This window comes from Ruegeria sp. CF3 (genome assembly GCF_056537365.1).
Genome location: NZ_JBQFRK010000001.1, coordinates 1,028,142 through 1,048,779, shown reverse-complemented (window position 1 = coordinate 1,048,779; position 20,638 = coordinate 1,028,142). Strand labels below are relative to the sequence as shown.

At 52.4% G+C, this 20,638-nt stretch carries 21 protein-coding genes; 15 read left to right on the top strand and 6 right to left on the bottom strand.

Annotated elements, in window-relative coordinates:
- Nucleotides 1–8: 8 nt before the first annotated feature.
- Nucleotides 9–1,178, bottom strand: a complete 1,170-nt coding sequence (locus ACR0KC_RS05285; protein ID WP_170396173.1) for a mandelate racemase/muconate lactonizing enzyme family protein — start codon at nt 1,176–1,178, stop codon at nt 9–11.
- A 79-nt stretch (nt 1,179–1,257) separates the two neighbouring features.
- The gene (locus ACR0KC_RS05280; protein WP_170396175.1) at nt 1,258–2,271 is read right to left on the bottom strand and encodes a TRAP transporter substrate-binding protein; all 1,014 of its coding nucleotides are present in this window, start codon (nt 2,269–2,271) and stop codon (nt 1,258–1,260) included.
- Between the two features lie 197 nt (nt 2,272–2,468).
- Between ACR0KC_RS05280 and ACR0KC_RS05275 the strand changes: the two genes are divergently transcribed.
- Entirely contained in the window at nt 2,469–3,119 is a 651-nt protein-coding gene (locus ACR0KC_RS05275) for a GntR family transcriptional regulator (RefSeq protein ID WP_170396177.1), read from the top strand.
- Here the strand turns inward: ACR0KC_RS05275 and denD are convergent.
- Nucleotides 3,116–4,084: a D-erythronate dehydrogenase gene (gene denD, locus ACR0KC_RS05270; protein WP_480771565.1), complete on the bottom strand. Its 969-nt coding sequence runs from the start codon at nt 4,082–4,084 to the stop codon at nt 3,116–3,118. The two genes, ACR0KC_RS05275 and denD, sit on opposite strands and share 4 nt — an antisense overlap.
- Entirely contained in the window at nt 4,081–4,965 is an 885-nt protein-coding gene (locus ACR0KC_RS05265; RefSeq protein ID WP_480705281.1) for an NAD(P)-dependent oxidoreductase, read from the bottom strand. The genes denD and ACR0KC_RS05265 overlap by 4 nt, the downstream gene beginning before the upstream one ends.
- A 190-nt stretch (nt 4,966–5,155) precedes the next feature.
- On the opposite strand from ACR0KC_RS05265, the gene ACR0KC_RS05260 reads away from it, so the two are divergent.
- Genes ACR0KC_RS05260 through ACR0KC_RS05240 form a run of 5 tightly spaced genes read left to right on the top strand, consistent with a single transcriptional unit; the run spans nt 5,156 to nt 10,090 of the window.
- The gene (locus ACR0KC_RS05260; RefSeq protein WP_170635307.1) at nt 5,156–5,914 is read left to right on the top strand and encodes an SDR family oxidoreductase; all 759 of its coding nucleotides are present in this window, start codon (nt 5,156–5,158) and stop codon (nt 5,912–5,914) included.
- Nucleotides 5,911–7,707 (top strand): IlvD/Edd family dehydratase, encoded by a 1,797-nt coding sequence (locus ACR0KC_RS05255; RefSeq protein WP_480771564.1) that lies wholly within the window; start codon nt 5,911–5,913, stop codon nt 7,705–7,707. Before ACR0KC_RS05260 ends, ACR0KC_RS05255 begins: the two co-directional genes overlap by 4 nt.
- A gap of 11 nt (nt 7,708–7,718) precedes the next feature.
- Nucleotides 7,719–8,567, top strand: coding sequence for a fumarylacetoacetate hydrolase family protein (locus tag ACR0KC_RS05250; protein WP_480705277.1), 849 nt, complete (start codon nt 7,719–7,721; stop codon nt 8,565–8,567).
- 31 nt (nt 8,568–8,598) lie between these two features.
- The gene (locus ACR0KC_RS05245) at nt 8,599–9,483 is read left to right on the top strand and encodes a 2-hydroxyacid dehydrogenase (RefSeq protein WP_480705275.1); all 885 of its coding nucleotides are present in this window, start codon (nt 8,599–8,601) and stop codon (nt 9,481–9,483) included.
- Between the two features lie 16 nt (nt 9,484–9,499).
- Nucleotides 9,500–10,090, top strand: coding sequence for a LysE family transporter (locus ACR0KC_RS05240; RefSeq protein WP_170609028.1), 591 nt, complete (start codon nt 9,500–9,502; stop codon nt 10,088–10,090).
- A 47-nt stretch (nt 10,091–10,137) separates the two neighbouring features.
- Here ACR0KC_RS05240 and ACR0KC_RS05235 read toward each other — a convergent pair whose 3' ends face one another.
- On the bottom strand, nt 10,138–10,905 hold the full coding sequence (locus tag ACR0KC_RS05235) for an SDR family oxidoreductase (RefSeq protein WP_170565707.1): 768 nt from the start codon (nt 10,903–10,905) through the stop codon (nt 10,138–10,140).
- 69 nt (nt 10,906–10,974) lie between these two features.
- Between ACR0KC_RS05235 and ACR0KC_RS05230 the strand changes: the two genes are divergently transcribed.
- The 3 genes from ACR0KC_RS05230 (at nt 10,975) to ACR0KC_RS05220 (ending at nt 13,799) form a co-directional block, all read left to right on the top strand.
- The gene (locus tag ACR0KC_RS05230) at nt 10,975–12,033 is read left to right on the top strand and encodes an L-idonate 5-dehydrogenase (RefSeq protein WP_480705273.1); all 1,059 of its coding nucleotides are present in this window, start codon (nt 10,975–10,977) and stop codon (nt 12,031–12,033) included.
- A complete protein-coding gene (locus ACR0KC_RS05225) occupies nt 12,026–12,844 on the top strand; it encodes a phytanoyl-CoA dioxygenase family protein (protein WP_480705271.1) in 819 nt (272 codons plus the stop codon). The genes ACR0KC_RS05230 and ACR0KC_RS05225 overlap by 8 nt, the downstream gene beginning before the upstream one ends.
- Nucleotides 12,845–13,136: 292 nt before the next feature.
- A complete protein-coding gene (locus ACR0KC_RS05220; RefSeq protein ID WP_480705742.1) occupies nt 13,137–13,799 on the top strand; it encodes an IS6 family transposase in 663 nt (220 codons plus the stop codon).
- A gap of 104 nt (nt 13,800–13,903) precedes the next feature.
- Here ACR0KC_RS05220 and ACR0KC_RS05215 read toward each other — a convergent pair whose 3' ends face one another.
- Nucleotides 13,904–14,683 (bottom strand): MOSC domain-containing protein, encoded by a 780-nt coding sequence (locus ACR0KC_RS05215; RefSeq protein ID WP_480705269.1) that lies wholly within the window; start codon nt 14,681–14,683, stop codon nt 13,904–13,906.
- Nucleotides 14,684–15,084: 401 nt separating this feature from the next.
- On the opposite strand from ACR0KC_RS05215, the gene ACR0KC_RS05210 reads away from it, so the two are divergent.
- From ACR0KC_RS05210 to ACR0KC_RS05185, 6 genes are all read left to right on the top strand, one after another.
- A complete protein-coding gene (locus ACR0KC_RS05210; protein WP_170424759.1) occupies nt 15,085–16,404 on the top strand; it encodes an extracellular solute-binding protein in 1,320 nt (439 codons plus the stop codon).
- Nucleotides 16,405–16,483: 79 nt separating this feature from the next.
- Entirely contained in the window at nt 16,484–17,431 is a 948-nt protein-coding gene (locus tag ACR0KC_RS05205; RefSeq protein ID WP_170567725.1) for a carbohydrate ABC transporter permease, read from the top strand.
- Nucleotides 17,428–18,366 (top strand): carbohydrate ABC transporter permease, encoded by a 939-nt coding sequence (locus tag ACR0KC_RS05200; RefSeq protein WP_010442361.1) that lies wholly within the window; start codon nt 17,428–17,430, stop codon nt 18,364–18,366. Before ACR0KC_RS05205 ends, ACR0KC_RS05200 begins: the two co-directional genes overlap by 4 nt.
- Nucleotides 18,363–18,551: a hypothetical protein gene (locus ACR0KC_RS05195; protein ID WP_170399676.1), complete on the top strand. Its 189-nt coding sequence runs from the start codon at nt 18,363–18,365 to the stop codon at nt 18,549–18,551. Before ACR0KC_RS05200 ends, ACR0KC_RS05195 begins: the two co-directional genes overlap by 4 nt.
- A 2-nt stretch (nt 18,552–18,553) precedes the next feature.
- Nucleotides 18,554–19,651 carry an ABC transporter ATP-binding protein gene (locus ACR0KC_RS05190; RefSeq protein ID WP_480705267.1) on the top strand — a complete coding sequence of 366 codons (1,098 nt, stop codon included), beginning with the start codon at nt 18,554–18,556 and terminating at the stop codon, nt 19,649–19,651.
- On the top strand, nt 19,644–20,636 hold the full coding sequence (locus ACR0KC_RS05185; RefSeq protein WP_170511811.1) for an ABC transporter ATP-binding protein: 993 nt from the start codon (nt 19,644–19,646) through the stop codon (nt 20,634–20,636). Before ACR0KC_RS05190 ends, ACR0KC_RS05185 begins: the two co-directional genes overlap by 8 nt.
- Nucleotides 20,637–20,638: the final 2 nt, after the last annotated feature.

Below are 20,638 nucleotides of genomic sequence, written 5' to 3'. Positions count from 1 at the left end.
CCTCGTCCCTATCCTTCGATCCTGTAGTGATCGATAAAGTCTCGGTCCGGCTCGACACCCAATCCGGGGCCAGTCGGGATCGTGACACGGCCGTTGTTGGCCTTGACCTGATTTTGAATTTCCAGCGGTTCGGTCAGCAGATCGTCCCGAAACTTGTTGTCCGTTGTGTCGAACTCCAGCATCGGCTCCCATGGATGCAAGCCGCCTGGAATTGCGGGCATGGCCGCTAGTAAATGCAGATTAGTTGCGACGGCGATGGCGCTACCCCAGACGTGATTTACGACCGGAGTGAAATGTGCGTGGCATAGAGACAGTACCCTGAGATACTCTGAAACACCGCCCAAAGCACAAACCTCTGGCTGCGCGATATCGATGCCACGGTTTTCAAGAAGATTGCGCCATGCCCAGCGATTGAATACCGCCTCTCCGCCCGAGATGTTTACTTTAAGCGAAGTGCGCAGTTCGCGGTATCCGTCAATGTCTTCTGGCGCGACCGGTTCTTCGAACCAATATGCGTCCAGTTCTTCCAGCGCCCGACCGACAAAGAACGCGTCTGAAGTCGTATAGGCATGGTTTGCATCGACCATAAAAGGAAAGTCGTCACCAACTCCGCGTCTAACTGCTTCGCACAGTTTCACATCAGGCTTCGGGCCAAAGCCCGTTTTCATTTTGGTGGCGGTAAATCCCATTGACTTGATCTTAGCGGCTTCATCCTCAAAACGGCTTGCAAGACTAGAAATCGGTTCATCCCGGAGCATCATGCCGTAGCCGTAGCAAGGAACGCTTGCGCGATGAGCCCCGCCGACAAGCTTATGGAGGGGGAGGCCAGAAATTTTGCCGGTGATGTCCCAAAGTGCGATGTCCACCCCGGACAAAGCCTGTATTGGCATTCCGCTTTGGCCATGGTCTCGCAAAAGATTGTACACCTTGTGCCAGATCACGTCTTTGTCCAAAGGGTCCATGCCAAGGACCATTGGTTGGATTACTTTTTCCACGATGGATTTGTTCGCAATGGCTACGTTTCCGGGACCAAAGCACTCCCCCCAACCGGTTACCCCTTCATCTGTCTGAATCTCGACCAGATGGGTTGTACGCTTGTCATAATACTGTTGCGAGTAGCCCAGAACTTCCGGCATGTCGTACTGCAGTACATGACTTATTATTCTGGTGATTTTCATGAAGTTCTGGATCCCGGCGCCGATCCGGAGAGGCCGCAAGTGCGGCCTTTCCGTGTGTCGTAGTTCGATCGAAGCCTGATTACTGCATTGCGCCCAGGTCACGCAGGAAGTTGATGTGGCTTTCCAAAAGCGCCTGTGCTTCAGGTGTCGTTGCGAACTCCGTCCAACCGACCTGAACGGCCGCGCGATACGCTGCCAGGTCTTCAGGCGACCATTCGTACAACTGAACGCCTTTTGCCTTCAGGTCTTTTGCAGTCTGAGCGTTCTGCACTTCATTGATTGTGGCATTGTGCAATGCCAGGCTATCCATTGCGACTTCCATGATCTTCTTGTGATGCGCGGGCATCGCTTCCCAGACGTCTTTGCGACAAGCTAGGTGATCTGCAGGCATCGAGTGGAAACCGGGATAGTTTGTGTGGCCTGCGATCTCGTACAGACCGAGGCCCACATTGTTCGTCAGGTTCGCAGCATCCGCACCATCAATGATACCGGTTTCCAAAGCCGTGAAGATTTCGTTGAAGTCCATCACGATCGGAGAAGCACCAAGTTCCGCGAACACCTTGGTAGCAAGGCCTGGAGGCGAGCGGAACTTCCAATCTTTGAAGTCTTCCACTTTTGCAATCGGCTTGGTCGAAGACAGCGACTCTGGCCCGGGAATCCACCATCCGATGAATTCCATGTCGTAGCCGTTGTATAGATCATTTACAGCTTCTCTTCCGCCGCCATGAAGAAGCCAAGCCATTTGCTGATATGGGTTCTGATATCCGCCGAGCAGGTCGCCCGCAAACTGGAAGGCCGGGTTTTTACCGGTCTGATAGCCGCCGCCCGTCATGTCGCAATCCAGAATTCCTGTAGCTGCGGCATCGAAGGTTTCAACTGATTTGACCACCGAAGAGGAATAGAACATTTCAACTTCGATTTCGCCGTTCGACATTTCCTGAATGTCTTCAACGAATTTTGCAGCCATCTGGCCTGACAGAGTTTCGGGCGAAAAATGGGTTTGAATTCTAAGCTTCGTTGTTTCAGCCATCGCGAAACCGGCTGCCATTGTCGTGGCTACGGCCGCCAGGGCCGCTGTCTTGACTATTTTCATATTGTCCTCCCAGACGTTGAGCGTGCGCGGTGTGGAAGATCTTGCCGCCTCCTTTGCTGTCGCGCAGGTAAACGTTAAGCCGACGAATCGAATGCAACAAGAAAAAATTGAAATTTCTAAAAATTTCGAGATTCTTGCGATAATTCGAAAATAAGGTTAGGACGCTACTTGGACAAAACTTGAAGGTGCATACTGGAATGAACGACGAAATAGATATTTATCAAGATCTTAAGATGCGCCTGATCTCTAATGGATTCGAGCATGGAGCGAAGGTGCGGGCTGAAGAACTTCGTAAAGTGTATGGCTGTTCTGCGAGCGCCGTTCGTGAAGTCCTTTTTCGTTTGGCCGCTGTTGGTTTGGTGGACTTTCAGGAACAAAAAGGTTTCCGCGTGCCAATGCGATCGCCGCAGAAGCTTATCGAATTGACGCACGTCCGTGTTCTGTTGGAGGCCGAAGGCACCGCAATGTCGATCCGTAATGGCGGGGTGGATTGGGAAGCAAGATTGACGGCCGCACATCACAAACTCAGCCATATCGAAAAACGCATTCACGCCACAGACGACCCGAGCGGCCTTATCGAGATATGGTTTGCCTCGGAAAAGGAATTTCACCAAACACTTATTTCTGCCTGTGGCTCGGAAACTTTAAAACAAATGCATAGCCGAGTTTACGCGCAATTCAGACAGCAGTTGATGGTGGCAGACCGGAACTTTGAATTCATTTCTCAGAACATAAGACACCATGCCGATATACTTGAAGCAGCATTGTCAGGGGATGAGCAGTTAACACGAGAGAAAATTCACGATCATCTGGAACGCCACCTAACTGGAAAGACGATGGGCGACTAAAGCCGAAAATCGTCTTCTAAATACACGCGAATGATTTCGTCGAAGCTTGATTCCGCCTCGAACCCCAACTCCAGAGCGCGATCTGTTTGAAAGTCTCGCGGCCAATTCTTGACTATTCGTTCGATTGTCTCGTCGGGTTCTTGCCTGATTAGGCCAACCGCTTCTTGGCCGGCCACTTTGCGCAGAGCTTCGATTTGTTCGGCGACGGTGCAACTTACGCCAGGCATGTTCAATGCGCGTCTGTCATTCAAAAGCTGCGTGTCCATTGTTGCTGCGTGGGTCAAAAAAGTCGCAGCGGCGCGGGGGCTGGCGTGCCAATGGCGAACGGTTTCGGCAACTGGCAAGACAGCCTCATCCCCATTCAATGGCTCTCGGATTATACCCGAAAAGAAGGACGAAGCGGCAGCGTTGGCTTTGCCCGGGCGCACACACAAAGTGGGCAAGCGCAAGGAAATACCGTCGATATATCCTTTCCTGCTGAAATCCGTGATCATCAATTCAGCGGCCGCTTTCTGCGCTCCGTAACTTGTCAAAGGTGCCGAAAGGAACTCATCGCTTATCTTTTCGGGGAATGGTGACCCGAAAACTGCTATGGACGAGGCAAAAACCAGACGAGGTGTGTACTCGTTTCCTGTTGCCTCGTGTTCATCCTTAAGTTCGTTCAGCAGTGCCCACGTTGCCATAAGGTTTACATCCCAACCCAACGCAAAGTCTGTTTCAGCTTGGCCTGAAACGATAGCTGCAAGATGGAAAATGACGTCTGGTCGCTGCTTAGCAAAAGACTTAGCTATGCCTGACGCAGTCAAGTCCCCCACAATTTGACTACCTGCCGCACTGTCGGGCGGGAACGAGAGATCGAACAGTGAGACTTGGGCATCGGCTCCAAAGGTTTCTTGGGTCGACACGCGATGGGCCAGTTTCTGGCCCAGCATTCCTCCGCCGCCTATAATCAGGATCCGCGTCACAGCATTCCGTTCCGTTTTTTGAGTTCTAGATACAAAGCCGAATGATCCAGTTCGGCCCCATCCATTTCATCTATCAGATATTCGAAACGGTCGCGCACAGATCGGGTACTAGGTAGCTCAACGCCAAGGCTTCGTGCTTCCTCCAGCGTGTTGTCCAAATCCTTTAGTTGAAACTTAGACAAACCTCCGGGTGCAAAATTTCCATCAGACATGCGTTCGCCATGTTGTTGCAAGATAATACTATCCGCAAAGCCCCCCTTCAGTGCGGCCCTCAACGCGGAGGGGTCCGCACCACCTTGCTGAGCCAGTAGAGTCGCTTCGGCGACAGCCGATATTGTTACAGCGACAATTGTTTGATTGGCCAATTTGCACAATTGACCAGAACCACTTGGGCCAACGTGTACAGGCCGGCCCATTGCTGTCAGAACTGGTCGCACGCGCTCCATAACGTCCTGATCGCCACCGACCATGATCGCAAGGGTGCCAGCTTCGGCACCTTTGGTGCCACCAGAAACCGGGGCGTCCAGATACAGCACCCCCATCGAGAAAAGCTGCGCGGATTGCTCTCTTGCGTGTTCGGGTTTGGCGCTCGACATATCAATCCAGATCATCCCCGGTCTGAGTTGCTCGCGGAAAGCCTCGTCAGCAAGTAGCGCGCCGGTCGCGTATCCATCCGAGAGCATGGTTATTATTACGTCTGCACCCGAAACTGCCAGCGGGGCAGTTTCCACCAATGTCGCGCCTTCTGCTGTCAACGGTTTGGCCTTGTTCAAGCTGCGGTTCCATACAGTGAGCGGAAACTCGGCGCGCAAAATATTCCGCGCCATAGGAGCTCCCATCAGGCCGGTTCCCAACAGAGCCACTTTGAACTGCTTGCTCATCATCTACTGTCCTTCCGAAGGTGCGCCACGCATGGTTATGGCCAAACCAAAATCTCTGTCATACGCTAACGGCTCTGTGCCCACATGCCAGAAGTCGTTGCAAATCCGCCAAGGTTTCTTTGCTTCTCGGTTGATCTGTGGGACGAAGTAACACTTGTCCAGTAGCCACTTTTGAGGTCGGAATATTTATATGTCAGAAAGACTTAAGGGAAAAAGCGTCCTGGTCACAGCCGCCGCACAGGGGATCGGACTTGCAAGCGCAATTGCAATGGCAAGAGAGGGTGCAAAAGTCTATGCGACGGATATTAACCCTGAACAACTAAATTTGATTCGCGGTCAGAATCTCGAAAATCTCGAAATATTCGAGATGGATGTGACTAATAATGACAGCATTCATCATGGGGTCGCGCGAGCGAAGCCGGACGTTTTGTTCAACTGCGCAGGGTTCGTGCATCACGGAACTATTCTGGATGCAACCGATGAAGAGTGGGATTTCGCCATGGACCTTAATGTGCGCTCAATGGTGCGCACGACAAAGGCTGTATTGCCGGGAATGCTAGAGCGCGGAGGAGGCTCGATAATCAATATGTCTTCCGCGCTGGGTTCCATAATCGGTGCGCCAAATCGTTTTGTATATGGAACGACAAAAGCCGCTGTTGTTGGGCTGACGAAATCGGTAGCCGTGGACTTCATAACAAAAGGAATCCGGTGCAATTGCATTTGTCCGGGAACAGTCGACAGTCCCAGTTGGCGTGACCGCGTAGATGCGTTGGGCGAGCAACTGGGCAGCAGAGAAGAGGCCCTTGCACAATTTGTGGCGCGACAGCCTATGGGGCGTGTAGCGAAAGCAGAAGAGATTGCTGCATTGGTCGTCTATCTGGCGAGCGATGAAAGTGCATTCACCACAGGACACACGCACATAATTGACGGGGGTTGGTCAGGCCAATGACAAAAGTATCAAAAAACGATTTGCGATCTCGCAAGTGGTTCATGAATTCTGAGAACCTTGAGATGACTGCATTGTATCTGGAAAGATACCTGAATTACGGATTGACCCGTGAGGAACTGCAATCAGGCAAACCGATCATTGGCATTGCTCAGACCGGCAGTGATTTGAGCCCCTGTAATCGGCATCATATCGAATTGTCCAAACGTGTTCGCGATGGAATCATCGCCGCCGGGGGAACGTGCATCGAAATACCGGTCCATCCGATACAAGAGACCGGTAAACGGCCAACGGCGTCACTCGACCGCAACCTGGCTTATCTGTCCTTGGTTGAGAGTCTATTCGGGTATCCGATTGATGGCGTTGTTCTGAACATTGGTTGCGACAAGACCACGCCCGCGCTTCTTATGGCCGCTGCGACTGTCAACATCCCGGCGATCGCCCTGTCGGTCGGCCCCATGCTCAACGGCTGGTGGAAAGGTGAGCGCGCCGGATCGGGAACGGTTATTTGGAAAGCGCGCGAAGACCTTGCGGCTGACGAAATCGACACCGATGAGTTCATGGAGATCGCGGCCGCCGCAGCACCTTCGGTGGGTTATTGCAATACGATGGGAACAGCAACGACCATGAATTCGCTTGCTGAGGCCTTGGGTATGCAATTGCCCGGATCAGCAGCCATTCCAGCCCCGTACAGAGAGCGCGGTCAAATCAGTTATGAAACGGGTAAACGCATTGTGGACATGGTCTGGGAGGATCTACGCCCCAGCGATGTGATGACACGTCAGGCTTTTGAGAATGCGATTGTTATCAACTCTGCGATTGGTGGATCGACGAATGCGCCGATCCACCTGAATGCAATCGCTCGGCATCTTGGTGTTCCGTTGACCAACGATGACTGGCAGAAACATGGCCACGACGTTCCACTGTTGGTTAACATGCAGCCTGCGGGTGAGTATCTGGGCGAAGATTACCAACAGGCCGGAGGTGTACCCGCCGTTGTCGGAGAGCTTCTTGATGCTGGATTGCTGCGGCATCCCGATGCGATAACGGTGAACGGTAAGACGATGGGCGATAACTGCTCGACGCGCCGGTCTCAGAATAGCGACGTAATCAAGCCTGTCAGTAGCCCGGTTAAGCAACAGGCGGGGTTCATCAATCTCTCGGGCAACCTGTTCGAGAGTGCGATTATGAAGACGTCTGTGATCTCACAGGCATTTCGAGAGACCTACCTGTCGAACCCGGATGATCCTGATGCATTTGAGGGCAGGGCGGTTGTGTTTGATGGGCCTGAGGACTTTCACCATCGGATCGATGATCCTGCAGAAAACATCGACGCAAACTGTATACTGATTATGCGCGGAGCGGGACCAAAAGGATACCCTGGTGCTGCAGAGGTCGTGAACATGCGGCCGCCCGCATATTTGTTGAAACAGGGCATCGAAGCCCTTCCTTGCATCGGTGATGGACGGCAATCCGGTACATCAGGAAGTCCGTCTATCCTGAATGCCTCACCCGAAGCTGCAGAGGGTGGTGGGTTGGCCTTGGTGCGAAATGGCGACCGACTGCGCATCGATCTTGGAAAAGGCACAGCGGATATGCTGGTTTCGCTTGAAGAGCTGCATGAACGCGCCCGCGATCTGGAGGCAAAGGGTGGTTATTCAACCCCGCCCAACCAATCCCCCTGGCAGGAATTATTCCGCGAAAAAGTAGATCGGTTGGATCGCGGGATGACGCTCAAGGGTGCAGAAAACTACCGCGATATCGCGCGAGGCTTCATGCCACGCGATAACCACTAAAAGGAACAGAAATGAAACTTGTTCGTTACGGCGCCAAGGGCTCGGAAAAGCCAGCCTTGGTCGACTCTGAGGGTCAATTGCGGGATCTGTCCGCTCATATCAATGATATCACGGGGGATATGTTGGATGACGGAATGCTTGATAACCTGCGGTCATTGGATCCGAACAACCTGCCAATTGTAGAGGGTGACCCTCGTATCGCGCCGTGTGTCGGTGACATCGGTAAATTTCTTTGCATCGGTTTGAACTACTCGGACCATGCTGCAGAAACCGGCGCAGATATTCCCGAGCATCCGATACTTTTTTTCAAGGCGAACTCGGCTGTCATAGGTGCCTATGATGATGTTGTTATGCCGCGGGGGTCTACACATACCGACTGGGAATGCGAACTGGGGGTCGTCATTGGTAAGACGGCCAAATACGTTTCCAAGGCCGACGCACTCGAATATGTTGCGGGCTATTGCATCGTAAACGACGTGTCGGAAAGGCATTTTCAAACGCAACTGACCGGTCAATGGACCAAAGGAAAATCCTGCGACACATATGGCCCTACCGGCCCGTGGTTAGTGACCCGGGATGAGGTGCCGGATCCCCAGAATCTTGGTATGTCACTGGATGTAAACGGTCAGCGCATGCAAACCGGGAATACCGCCACGATGATCTTTTCCATTGCCGAGATCATTGAGCATCTAAGCCAACTTTTTACGCTGCACCCCGGTGACGTCATTTCAACCGGAACACCGCCCGGTGTTGGAATGGGGATCAAACCGGAACCAGTTTATCTGAAAAAAGGCGACGTCATGGAGCTTCGTATCGATGGGCTTGGTGTTCAGCGGCAAAAGGTCGGCCAAGATGACTGACTTGTTGCAAATCGGAGGGATCACTGAACGGATGCGAGAACGCCTGTCTTCAGTGTTCAATATTCATCAATTGGACGATTTCAACGCGGAAAGTATTACGCATATCGTAACGAACGGGCATGATGGCGTTCCGCATGACCTAATGATTTCACTCAGTAATCTTAAGATGATCAGCGTCTATGGAGTTGGTTACGACGCCGTCGACGCAAGTGCTGCGGCTGAGCGAGGGATTGTTGTGACTCACACGCCCAATGTGTTGAACAAAGAAGTCGCAACCACCGCCGTTCTGCTGTTGCTGTCATGTTATCGAGAGCTCATACGTGACGATAATTACGTTCGGTCCGGACGGTGGGAAGTTGAAGGTAATGCCCCTTTGACGCGATCAGCGGACAATCAAAAAATAGGCATTCTTGGTCTTGGTCGCATTGGTCAGGCGATTGTTGATAAGTTGGAGCCGTGGGCACCCGAAATCTCATATCACACCCGCAAACAAAAGGATGTCCCGTACCGATATTTCGACAATTTGGTTGAAATGGCAGAGCATGTGGACGTCCTCATATGCATCACGCCCGGCGGCCCGTCGACCAATAGGCTGGTCAACGCTGAGGTGTTGCGCGCGTTGGGGGCAGACGGCACTCTGATAAACGTTAGTCGAGGTTCGGTTGTCGACGAAACTGCTTTAATTACTGCATTGCAAAATGGTGAGCTCGGGTGGGCAGGGCTTGATGTTTTTGAAGACGAACCGCGCGTTCCAGAAGCATTGCGCGAGTTGTCCAATGTCGTTCTGCTCCCTCACGCTGGTAGCGCGACTTTTGAGACGCGTGCAGCAATGGGTGACCTGACTGTCGACAATCTGCTGCAACACCATAAGGACGGATCGGTGATCACAGCTGTGCCGGAATGCAGAGATCTGTAATAGGCCAATCTGAAAAGTGTTTGAGTTTGCTGTCGCGGTTTTCTTTCTGCTGATTACGCCGGGCCCGGGTGTTCTAACAACCGCGGGTATTGGATCAGCATTTGGTTTTCGAGCTGGACTCGCCTTTGTGGCTGGTCTGATGCTGGGCGGGTTCATCAACATGATGTTAGTTGTCTCTGGAGTCGCTGCGGTTGCTTTGGCTGTACCGGTGCTTAGAACTTTGTTGCTATTCGCCTCTGTCGGGTATTTGGTATTTCTCGCCTGGCGTATTGCCAGCGCCGGCTCAAAGGTCGGATTTTCCCCTGCGGTTTCGCCGCTTGGTTTTGCGAACGGTCTGACACTTCAGTTCATTAATCCCAAGGCTTACGTGGTCGGCACAGCATTGTTTTCAGGGTTTGCCTTTTTGCCCGATGCGCCCGTTTGGGAGGTCGTCATAAAAATCGTAGTATTCAATATGATTTGGGTGCCAGTGCACATGATCTGGCTAGGTGCTGGCGCAAAGCTGGGTAGCCTTGATTTAAGCGAGAGATCGCATCAAAGGATCAATATTGCGATGGCCGCTTCATTAATGGTGGTTGTGGTGATTGCATTGGCGTCGGCGCTATGAACGATATCTAAGTCGGTCTTACTTAGCAGGTGATTGGAAACTGCAGATCAAAGTGACGCCGTTATTCCACCATCGACATAGAGAGTATGACCATTGACGAAACTGGATGCAGGGGACGCAAGGAAAATGGCGGCGCCTACAAGTTCTTCTACATTGCCCCAGCGGCCGGCCGGGGTACGTTTCTCAAGCCATGAGCTAAACTCTGGGTCGGCAACCAAGGCGGCGTTCAAAGGTGTATCGAAATATCCAGGTGCAATGGCATTACAGTTTAGACCATACTTAGCCCAATCAGTTGCCATTCCTTTTGTAAGATTGGTCACGGCGCCTTTTGTCGCCGTGTAAGGCGCAATACCCGGTCTTGCTAATGCGGATTGAACCGACGCAATGTTAATGATCTTACCAGACTTTCTTTCAATCATGTGCCGTGCCACAGCCTGACCGACGTGAAAGACGGACGCTACATTTGTCTGTAGCAGGCGCTCGAAGGCATCAGCGGGGAAATCCTGTAACTCCGTCCTATGTTGCATTCCGGCGTTGTTTATCAGGATGTCTATTGGGCCGACTTTTTCTTCAAAGTCGTCCACAGCAGATCGGACACCTTCATGATCGGTTGCATCGAACGAAAGTTCGCGTACCGAGGCACCTGTTTCGCTCAGCTCGGATGCTGCTGACGCTAGTTTAGTGGCATCGCGCCCGTTCAAAACGACCTGCGCACCGGCGGCAGCCAAACCACGAGCCAACGCAAATCCGATGCCTTGGCTAGAGCCTGTTACGAGCGCGCGTGTTCCCTCTAGGCTAAACATTTCAAGCGTCATGCAAAAATCCCTTGGTTGTCAGCACCGACTATCCGTATCTTTTGGCAATCTGTATAGGGAGTCCGTGCAATGTCTTCGGCCAGTGTTGCTGTTGTTATCCATGCCGCAAAAGATCTGAGGTTGGAAAACCGGGATGTGCACGACGTGGGGCCAGACGAAGTCTTGATTGCCATGCGCGCGGGAGGGATTTGCGGCTCTGACCTGCATTATTACAACCACGGTGGTTTTGGTGCGATCAAGTTGCGTCAGCCGATGGTGCTTGGACACGAAATCGCCGGGGAAATAGTGAAAGTTGGATCAAGTGTGCGGGGGCTACACCTAGGTCAGCTGGTTGCAGTTTCTCCATCCCGACCTTGCCAATCCTGCAGTTATTGTCTGAACGGGCAGCAAAACCACTGTGATGATATGAAGTTCTATGGCAGCGCGATGCCGTTCCCGCATATCCAAGGCGCTTTTCAAAGCAAACTCGTAGCGAAAGCCAGTCAATGCGTTCCAGCAGATGGGTTAAGTCCTGCGCAGGCCGCTATGGCCGAACCTTTGGCGGTCTGTTTGCACGCGATTAAACAAGCTGGGAGCCTCTTAGGTAAAACGGTTCTTATCACGGGATGCGGTCCAATCGGCTGCCTCACGATCTTGGCGGCGCGTCGTTCTGGGGCGGCCAGAATAGTGGCGACGGATATCTCGGACCAGACCCTCGCTCTGGCGCGTGGATGCGGGGCAGACGATGTCATCAACACCTACACCGATCCACAAAAACTGGAGCAGTTTGAAAACGACAAGGGTCAGGTTGATGTACAACTGGAGTGTTCCGGGGCTCAATCGGCTCTGGCTTCTGGCGTCGCATGCTTGCGACCGGGTGGAACATTGGTTCAGCTTGGTCTGGGTGGAGATATGACTGTGCCGATGCAGGCGTTGACTGCAAAAGAGATAGTGCTTCGCGGGTCTTTCCGTTTCCATTCCGAGTTCTCAGTCGCGGTCGAGATGATGCGAAGCGGACTAATTAACGTCGACCAGTTGGTGACGCATTCCTTCGAGGTTGGCGAGGCCATCACTGCTTTCGAGGTCGCGTCTGATCGAACCCAATCAATGAAGGTGCAGTTAACTTTTCCGGATAATGACAATGGATAAACGAACGCGTGATATTGCAAAGACTTATGAAAGAGACGGTTTCGTAGCTCCGCTGGATATCCTGACAGCTTCTGAGGTCCAAACGCTGCGCGATGATTTTGAGAAAGCTGAGCACATTCTCAGAGACGACCCAGATAAACTCAAGCTTCTATATTCTTATCCGGACAGGCTGATACCATCATTCGATGCACTACTTCGCCATCCGAAGCTGATTGAGGCTGCTTCAACGGTGTTAGGGCCGGACCTCATGGTTTGGAGCGGTGCACTTTTCGTAAAAGAAGCGCGATCATCGAAGATAGTCTCGTGGCACCAAGACTTGACCTATTGGGGATTGGATGATGCTGAAGAGGTTACCTGTTGGGTTGCGATTTCAGAAGCGTCTGAGCAAAGCGGGTGTATGAAGTTTGTTCCTGGCAGCCACAAAAGCCGTATCCTGCCTCACGTGGACACTTTCAGCGAAAACAATCTGTTATCACGTGGGCAGGAAATCGCAGTCGATGTGAACGAAAAAGATGCAGTTGCTGCCGAATTGCGTGCGGGGCAGGCATCCATGCATCACGGGCATCTCTTTCACGCATCCGGGCCCAATAACACAGACGATAGACGCATTGGTGCGGCGTTGCGTTTCATAAAGCCTTCAATGAAACAGCAGAATGGCGTGAAAACTTTGGTTGCGCTAGTCGCAGGGCGAGATGATTTTGGGCATTTCTTACTTGCGTCCTCCCCTCAGGGCTTTTTGCATGAGAACGATTTCGTTTTGTGTCAAAGGGATGCAGACCGCAAGAAAAAAATACTCTTCGCCGGAGTGTAATGGTTCCCTTCGCAAGTTCAGAACCATTGTTATTTCGACCCGATAGCCGACCTGAAGCGCGAAAACTGGTGGACTTACAAGGGTTATCATCGTCGCTCAGCTTTTCTTCCATCGGGCAAAAAGCTGAAGAGGTAGTCTACGGCAAGCTCGAAATTAGACTGTTCATCGCTAGCTCATAAGGCATTCTGTTTGGTCTTGTCAGAAGAAGTTTGATTAAGCGGGGTAGGGGTGTTGCGTAGCTTTTGCGCATGACCAGACCTGCCTCTTCAAGTACTTCAAAACCAGCCCAGAGATCATCCGCCTTGCGGTGATGCTATACATCCGTTTCCCGCTCTCGCTTCGGAATGTCGAAGATCTGCTGCACGAGCGAGGCATCGACGTGAGCCACGAAACTGTCCGATATGGGTGGAACAGGTTCGGTCCGATCTTCGCCTCTGAGATCAGACAAAAGCGGGTGCAACAACTGCGTGAATTCTCGAATTGGAGGTGGCAGGTGGACGAGGTTTTCGTGAAGGTGATTGGCAAGAAACATTACCTCTGGCGAGCCGTAGATCATGAGGGCGAAGTGCTGGAAGCCGTTGTCACCAAACGTCGAAACAAAGCTGCAGCATTGAAATTTCTAAAGAAATTGATGAATCGACACGGCCAAGCGGAAGCCGTCGTCACGGATCGCTTCGCCGGATACAGAGCCGCGGTCAGAGAGCTGGGCACGCTCGAAAAACAACCGACGGGTAGATGGCTCAACAACCGGGTCGAGAACTCGCACCTGCCGTATCAACAATGCGAGCGCGCGATGCAGGGTTTAAGGCGCATTCGAAGTTTACAGAATTTCGCTTCCGACCATTCCTCCGTATACAACCACTTTAACCAGGAAAGATCCCTCACCAGCCGAGACTCCTTCAAGCTGACGCGAACCGCTGCTCTTGACGAGTGGCGTCAACTTTGTTCCGGATAGGTTCACGATTTTGCGTCAAATTGAGACTGGTTAAAATTCGTCTGACAGCTCCTGCATCCAAATCAATGGGTCCAGAGCCTAGCTGAGATTGGTTCATATTTGTTCTACTGCGTTATCTTTCCATGTTGGCCCACGTTTAGGGTTCCCTTCTCCTGCACCTCTGCGTACACGCCCATATCCATGTGGCCCAAGTGTTTTCGAATAAGGAACGGGATTTTCAGGTCTCGTTCGGCTGTTTGAGGGTTAACTTCGGTAGCGGCACATCTTTTTGTTCGCGAAATTATCCTTAGCTTCACATCGCCAAAGGCCAAGGTTGAGCCGACAGAGTCTAACTCGGAAAATGGAGGTGGTCCGTCCAATTCAATATTTGCACGAAACCTTGCCGGGTGTATTTCCACATTGAGCTCTCTACTAAGTGCATCAACAGACGCTAGGTTGAGAACGGAAATTGCGTTCATCATTTTTGGCGACACGACCGAAACGTCTGTGAATCGATGCGGATGGGAAGAGACAAACACTGGCGGTTCGGGGTCTCTTAAGTCGAGTGTGGTATTGAGGAAACTCGCCGCGTCCAATTGCCCGTTTGGCTCACTCATATCGAAGTGGAGAGTTTTCCTTCCGTGCTTAATTTCCAGCAATTGAGTTTGAGCGTCGAATTTGGTCTGCAGTCCAGCCAGTCTTGCTTCGTTCAAAAGCACAACAAAGCGGTCTTTTCTCAATGGTTTTGGATCTCGAGGGTCGAAACCGGAGTTGTAGCGGGCAAAGCCGAATAGGCGGTCACCAGGAATGCCTTCACCCGCTCGCAGGTTTATGGTGCTTAGTGGTTCCGGGCTCAAACCTTTGATCGGGTAGCGGTTCATCCGGACAATGGTGAGTTTACTCATAATTGGGGTCCTGGCTTGTCGAGATATCCGGGTGGTGGGGCTAGCAAGCGCCCTCCTAGCGATCCTACATTGGAATCTTGGTCGAACGGCAAGAATTGGGCTTCAGCACAATCATGGATAGACTCGGGTTGGCAATGCAATACCGTCGGTGCCTTGATTTGAAGAATTGGCGCGTTTGATTTCGAATTCCTTCTTCCTTTGCGCTTGATGGTCCTGAGTGATCGAGAGGAAGAAAAATATAGTAAAAGCATATAATTACTGGGATACGTTGATGTGTTGGCGGTGATTTTGAGGTACGAACCTCAAAATTTTCTGGACTTGAGGTGCGTACCTCAAATAGCCTTATAGACATGCCGCGATTCGCACATCCTCGAATGACGGCGCAAAAAAGGGAGGAATGGATGACTTACTCAAAACTGGCCTCGGCCAGCGCAATAGTCCTTGCCGCTACTACTCTTTCTACAAGGGCATATGCCGAAGACCTGACACTGTGTTGGGCAGCATGGGACCCGGCCAACGCTCTAGTTGAGCTTTCAAAAGAATTCGAAGCTGAGTCCGGCCATACTATGAACTTCGAGTTTGTGCCGTGGCCAAATTTTGCGGACCGGATGCTGAATGAGCTGAACTCTGGGGGTAAGCTCTGTGACCTGTTGATCGGAGATAGTCAGTGGATCGGCGGGGGCGCTGAAAACGGCCATTATGTAAAACTGAATGATTTCTTCGATGCCGAGAGCATCAGCATGGACGATTTCGCGCCAGCAACGGTTTACGCCTATTCGACATGGCCTAAAGGTACTCCGAACTACTACGCATTGCCCGCAATGGGGGATGCAAACGGCTGGTTCTATCGCAAGGACTGGTTCGAGAATCCGGACATCCAAGCTGCGTACAAGGAAGCAACAGGGCAAGATTTGCGTGAACCTCAGTCTCAGAAAGAATTGCTGCAAATCGCGCAGTTTTTCCAGGGTCGTGAGATCGATGGAAAGACGGTTTACGGTGCGGCGATCTTTACTGAGCGTGGTTCCGAAGGGATCACCATGGGTGTGACCGGAGCACTCTATCCGTGGGGCTTCAAATATGAAAACACACCAGGATCCTACGATATGGAGGGTGCCGTAAACTCGCCCGAAGCAGTCGAAGCGCTAGAGTTTTACAAAGAATTCTACAAAACAGCGACACCCCCAGGATACACAAACTCCTACATGGGCGAGAGCTTGGACGCCTTTAAGTCCGGTCAGGTCGCCATGGCTATGAACTGGTTCGCGTTCTTCCCGGGTCTCTATGCCGATCCCAATACCGGTGGTGACAAGATCGACTTCTTCGTCAACCCACCACAAAATCAGGCAGGCTCGACACTGGGCGGACAAGGTATCTCTGTTGTCAGCTACTCTGACAAACAGGACGCCGCGCTTGAGTACATTAAGTGGTTCGCGCAGCCAGAAGTTCAGGCCAAATGGTGGGAACTAGGCGGCTACTCGGCACATAATTCGGTGCTGGAAGATCCTGGTTTCGTAGACAGCCAACCGTTCGCCGGTGACTTCCTGGAAGCAATGGCTGGGGTGCAGGATTTCTGGCAAGAGCCTGCCTACGCGGAACTGCTGCTGGCAATGCAGAAGCGCATCCACGACTACGTGGTTGCCGACCAAGGCACAGCTCAAGAAGCGCTTGATCTTCTGATCGAAGATTGGACGGAAGTCTTCGAAGACGAAGGCAAGCTTTAGTCCGGACACAGGCAGGAGCGGGTGCAAACCCGCTCCACCTTCACCCGTGAGTCCTAAACCAACAAGAACTGGCAAAGAGATGTCTGACAGGACCGTAGATCGCGTTGCGCAGGCAACGCCCGAGCGAGTTGCGCGAAAAATTCGGGGGTTATCCGACCGCGCGATCGCCTGGGTATTCATCTCCCCAACGATATTTCTACTGCTGGCGATCAATATCTTCCCTTTGATCTGGACCATCCAACTGAGCTTTACCAACTACAAGGCCAACCGGATCGGCCGTGAAGTCAAAGATGTCGGGCTCAGGAATTACGAGCGTATCCTGACAGACTCGGACACATGGCTGAATATGCAGGCGACGGCGCATTTCCTGTTCTGGACGATCTTTTTCCAGGTCCTTATCGGATTTACTCTGGCGTGGTTGATCAACAAGAAATTCAAGGGCAACGATCTTTGGACCACGATCATCGTGCTGCCGATGATGCTGTCCCCGGCCGTTGTCGGAAACTTCTGGAAGTTTCTCTATCAGCCTCAGATCGGCCTGTTTAACTACATCGTATCGTGGTTTACCGGCAAAGACCCGTCGAGCTTTGAGATGCTCGGGTCCGTAACGCTGGCGCCCTGGTCCATCGTGATTGTCGACACCTGGATGTGGACCCCCTTCGTGATGCTCATCTGTCTGGCCGGGCTGCGCAGTATTCCCGATTACATCTACGAGGCAGCTGAGATCGACAGGGCCAGCAAGCTGCGCCAGTTCTTTACGATTACCATCCCGATGGTCCTGCCATTCCTCATGTTGGCGGTGCTGTTTAGAGGGATCGAGAACTTCAAGATGTTCGATCTGGTGGTGCAACTGACGGGCGGCGGGCCAGGGTCTGTTACGGAGCTGACCTCCATCAATTTGAAGCGCGAAGCCTTTGAGAAATGGCGCACGGGTTATGCCTCGGCCTATGCGATCATCCTTTTCGTCACCGTGTTCGGCCTCGCGTCGATCTACGTCAAAGCCCTGAACAAGGTGAAACAGAGATGAGCAGTTTTTCCGTCACCGAACCTTCGAACCGTTCAAAGTGGATCGCCGGGTTTCTGGTTATCACCTATGCGCTGATCACGATGATCCCGCTGGTTTGGATTTTGCTAACTGGCTTCAAGTCTCCAGCCGATGCGATCAGCTACCCACCCAAGGTTGTCTTTGATCCAACGCTTGAAGGCTATGTCAATCTCTTCACCACTCGCACACGGCAGACGCAGGAGTTCCTGGAAGCCAACCCGCCACAGAACTGGGCCGATGAGATCGTCCGGCAATATGACATGGTTATTGTCGGGCCATCCAAGTTTGGCGAGCGTTTTATGAATTCGGTGATCATCGGGTTTGGATCGACGTTTCTAAGCATCTTCCTTGGCACCTTGGCTGCTTATGCATTCAGCCGTTTCAAGGTGCCGCTCAAGGACGACCTTCTGTTCTTCATCCTCAGTACGAGAATGATGCCCCCGGTTGCCGTTGCGATCCCAATCTTCCTGATGTTCAGAAACCTCGGTCTAAGCGACACGCATTTGGGGATGATCCTTCTCTATACGGGTGTGAACATCTCGTTGGCTGTTTGGCTGCTGAAAGGGTTCATCGACGAAATCCCGCGAGAGTATGAGGAAGCGGCACTAATAGACGGCTACACCCGGTTTCAGGCGTTTTACAAAGTTGTACTGCCGCAGGCTGCGACGGGTATCGCTTCGACAGCGATCTTCTGCCTTATCTTTGCATGGAACGAGTATGCGTTTGCCGTGTTGCTGACATCCGCGAATGCGCAGACCGCGCCGCCCTTTATTCCCACCATCATCGGGATCGGTGGGCTGGATTGGCCTGCAGTTGCGGCTGGTGCCACGATATTCCTGATTCCGGTCATGATTTTCACCATCCTGATGCGCAAACACCTGCTGCGCGGGATCACATTCGGAGCGGTGCGCAAATGAGCGAGTTTCTATCAGGATTAATGCGTTTTCGCCGAGGCCCATGGGAGATGGTCGCGACCATCCTCATCGCGGTCGGCGTATTTATGCTGATGCAACCGTTCGTCCTTTGGGCGTTCACTTATTCCTTCATCGTTACGCTGATCGGAACTGTCATGTTCATCATCGTCAGCCATTTTCCGGAGTAGAAATGGCCCAGATCGTTGTCAAAAACGTAAAGAAGATGTTCGGCGATTTCACCGCTGTGCGGGAAAGCTCGTTCACGATTGAAGATGGTGAATTCTTCATGCTGCTTGGTCCATCGGGCTGCGGCAAAACAACGACGCTGAGGATGATCGCAGGCTTGGAGCTTCCAACATCGGGTGAGATCTATCTCGACGGCGAAGAAATCAGCCAGCGACCCCCATCAGAGCGAGACATTGCATTCGTGTTCCAGATGTTTGCGCTGTATCCCCACATGAACGTGCGCAAAAATATCAGCTATCCGTTGATATCGCAGGGGATGCCGCGCTCGGCTGTTAAAGCCAAAGTGGAAGAAGTTTCCGAAATTCTGGGGATAACAGACATTCTGGACAACCCTGTCGGCGGGCTTTCTGGTGGGGACAGACAGCGCGTCGCGCTTGGACGCGCGATTGTGCGTGAACCCAAAGCATTCATGATGGACGAGCCTCTAGGCGCATTGGATGCTGAGTTTCGCGAGCATATGGCTGAGGAACTGCGTGCACTTCATGATCGCATGGGTGCGACCACGGTGTATGTCACGCACGATCAGCTGGAAGCCATGCAGATGGGCGACAAGATCGTCGTGATGAACAAAGCCGAAATAGAGCAATTTGGCACGCCTCAGGAAATCTACGACAAGCCCTCGACAATGTTCGTCGCAGACTTCATTGGGTCTCCGTCAATGAATTTTTTGCCGTTTCGGGGCAAGGTCGCACCCGGCTCTGAGTTGGTCCGGTTGAACGGACACGATGAGGCTGTTCCCAAACTGATGGAAGGGGCCGAGGGAGATCTGGTGTTTGGTGTTCGTCCCGAGCACGTGTTTCTGTCCGACACAAGCGACTATAGGGCCAAAGTTCTGGCGGCAGAATACCTTGGGACAACTCAAATCGTAACGCTACAGAGTCCGAATGGAGAGCTGAAAGCCCGTATTGATGCGCGCGAGACGGTAAATCCCGGCGAAACTGTGGGTCTGGAGTTTAGGTCTCCGACCATCACGCTGTTCAAAGAGTCCACGGGCAAAGCTCTCAGGTCGGTTCTGAACGATGAGGTATTGGGTCATGGCTGAAGTCGTTCTGGAAAGCATCTCAAAGTCCTTCGGCAGCCTGAAGGCAGTCGATGATATCTCGGTTACGATCCCCGACGGCGCTTTTGTCGTGCTGCTGGGCCCGACTGGCGCCGGAAAGACGACTACACTAAGGTTGATTTCCGGGCTTGAAAAACTCGATTCCGGCTCAATTCACATAGCTGGTCGGGATGTGGGGTTTGAAACGCCCGCTCAACGTGATGTTGCGATGGTTTTCCAGCAGTACTCACTTTACCCGCATATGACGGTGCGCGAAAACCTGTCTTTTCCGCTACGATCTCCGATCCTAAAGACACCAGAAGACGAAATCACAAAGAAAGTGAATGAAGTCGCAGAGATACTTCAAATCCCGCATAAGCTGGACAACAAAGCTACCGAACTGTCCGGCGGCGAAATGCAACGGGTGTCGATTGGGCGAGCGCTGGTGCGCGATCCACAGATTTTTTTGATGGACGAGCCGCTCAGTTCGTTAGATGCCAAGCTGCGTGCGGACTTGCGAGTTGAGTTGAAGAGAATTCAGGCGGATTTGGGGTCCACGCTTCTGTACGTGACCCACGACCAGGTTGAAGCGATGACCATGGCAACGCATATCGGCGTGCTGGAAGAGGGCAGATTGGTTCAGTACGGTACGCCTCGGGACATCTATGAAAACCCGCGCAGCGTCTATGTCGCCAGCCGTTTGGGATTGCCGCGGATCAATATTCTGCCATCTCACTTGTTTGGCGGGAACCATAAAGGCCCTCAGATTGGCTTACGTCCCGAGCATATCGTGGAAGGCGAGGGCAGTGATGCTCGTGTCATCCGGGCCGAACATCTGGGTGACCAAACGCGATTGCATCTAGATTTGAACGGCCACTCGGTCGTGACCTTGATCGATGTTCATCAGGATTACCCCGCTGGGCAAACGATAAAAATAAGCCCGCACAACCCATTGTATTTTGACGCCTCTGGCGCACGCGTGACTTAAGG

Coding starts and splice junctions, on each gene's coding strand:
- ACR0KC_RS05285 (WP_170396173.1), bottom strand. CDS start 1,178: ATGAAAATCACCAGAATAATAAGTCATGTACTGCAGTACGACATGCCG.
- ACR0KC_RS05280 (WP_170396175.1), bottom strand. CDS start 2,271: ATGAAAATAGTCAAGACAGCGGCCCTGGCGGCCGTAGCCACGACAATG.
- ACR0KC_RS05275 (WP_170396177.1), top strand. CDS start 2,469: ATGAACGACGAAATAGATATTTATCAAGATCTTAAGATGCGCCTGATC.
- ACR0KC_RS05265 (WP_480705281.1), bottom strand. CDS start 4,965: ATGAGCAAGCAGTTCAAAGTGGCTCTGTTGGGAACCGGCCTGATGGGA.
- ACR0KC_RS05260 (WP_170635307.1), top strand. CDS start 5,156: ATGTCAGAAAGACTTAAGGGAAAAAGCGTCCTGGTCACAGCCGCCGCA.
- ACR0KC_RS05255 (WP_480771564.1), top strand. CDS start 5,911: ATGACAAAAGTATCAAAAAACGATTTGCGATCTCGCAAGTGGTTCATG.
- ACR0KC_RS05250 (WP_480705277.1), top strand. CDS start 7,719: ATGAAACTTGTTCGTTACGGCGCCAAGGGCTCGGAAAAGCCAGCCTTG.
- ACR0KC_RS05245 (WP_480705275.1), top strand. CDS start 8,599: ATGCGAGAACGCCTGTCTTCAGTGTTCAATATTCATCAATTGGACGAT.
- ACR0KC_RS05235 (WP_170565707.1), bottom strand. CDS start 10,905: ATGACGCTTGAAATGTTTAGCCTAGAGGGAACACGCGCGCTCGTAACA.
- ACR0KC_RS05230 (WP_480705273.1), top strand. CDS start 10,975: ATGTCTTCGGCCAGTGTTGCTGTTGTTATCCATGCCGCAAAAGATCTG.
- ACR0KC_RS05225 (WP_480705271.1), top strand. CDS start 12,026: ATGGATAAACGAACGCGTGATATTGCAAAGACTTATGAAAGAGACGGT.
- ACR0KC_RS05215 (WP_480705269.1), bottom strand. CDS start 14,683: ATGAGTAAACTCACCATTGTCCGGATGAACCGCTACCCGATCAAAGGT.
- ACR0KC_RS05210 (WP_170424759.1), top strand. CDS start 15,085: ATGACTTACTCAAAACTGGCCTCGGCCAGCGCAATAGTCCTTGCCGCT.
- ACR0KC_RS05205 (WP_170567725.1), top strand. CDS start 16,484: ATGTCTGACAGGACCGTAGATCGCGTTGCGCAGGCAACGCCCGAGCGA.
- ACR0KC_RS05200 (WP_010442361.1), top strand. CDS start 17,428: ATGAGCAGTTTTTCCGTCACCGAACCTTCGAACCGTTCAAAGTGGATC.
- ACR0KC_RS05195 (WP_170399676.1), top strand. CDS start 18,363: ATGAGCGAGTTTCTATCAGGATTAATGCGTTTTCGCCGAGGCCCATGG.
- ACR0KC_RS05190 (WP_480705267.1), top strand. CDS start 18,554: ATGGCCCAGATCGTTGTCAAAAACGTAAAGAAGATGTTCGGCGATTTC.
- ACR0KC_RS05185 (WP_170511811.1), top strand. CDS start 19,644: ATGGCTGAAGTCGTTCTGGAAAGCATCTCAAAGTCCTTCGGCAGCCTG.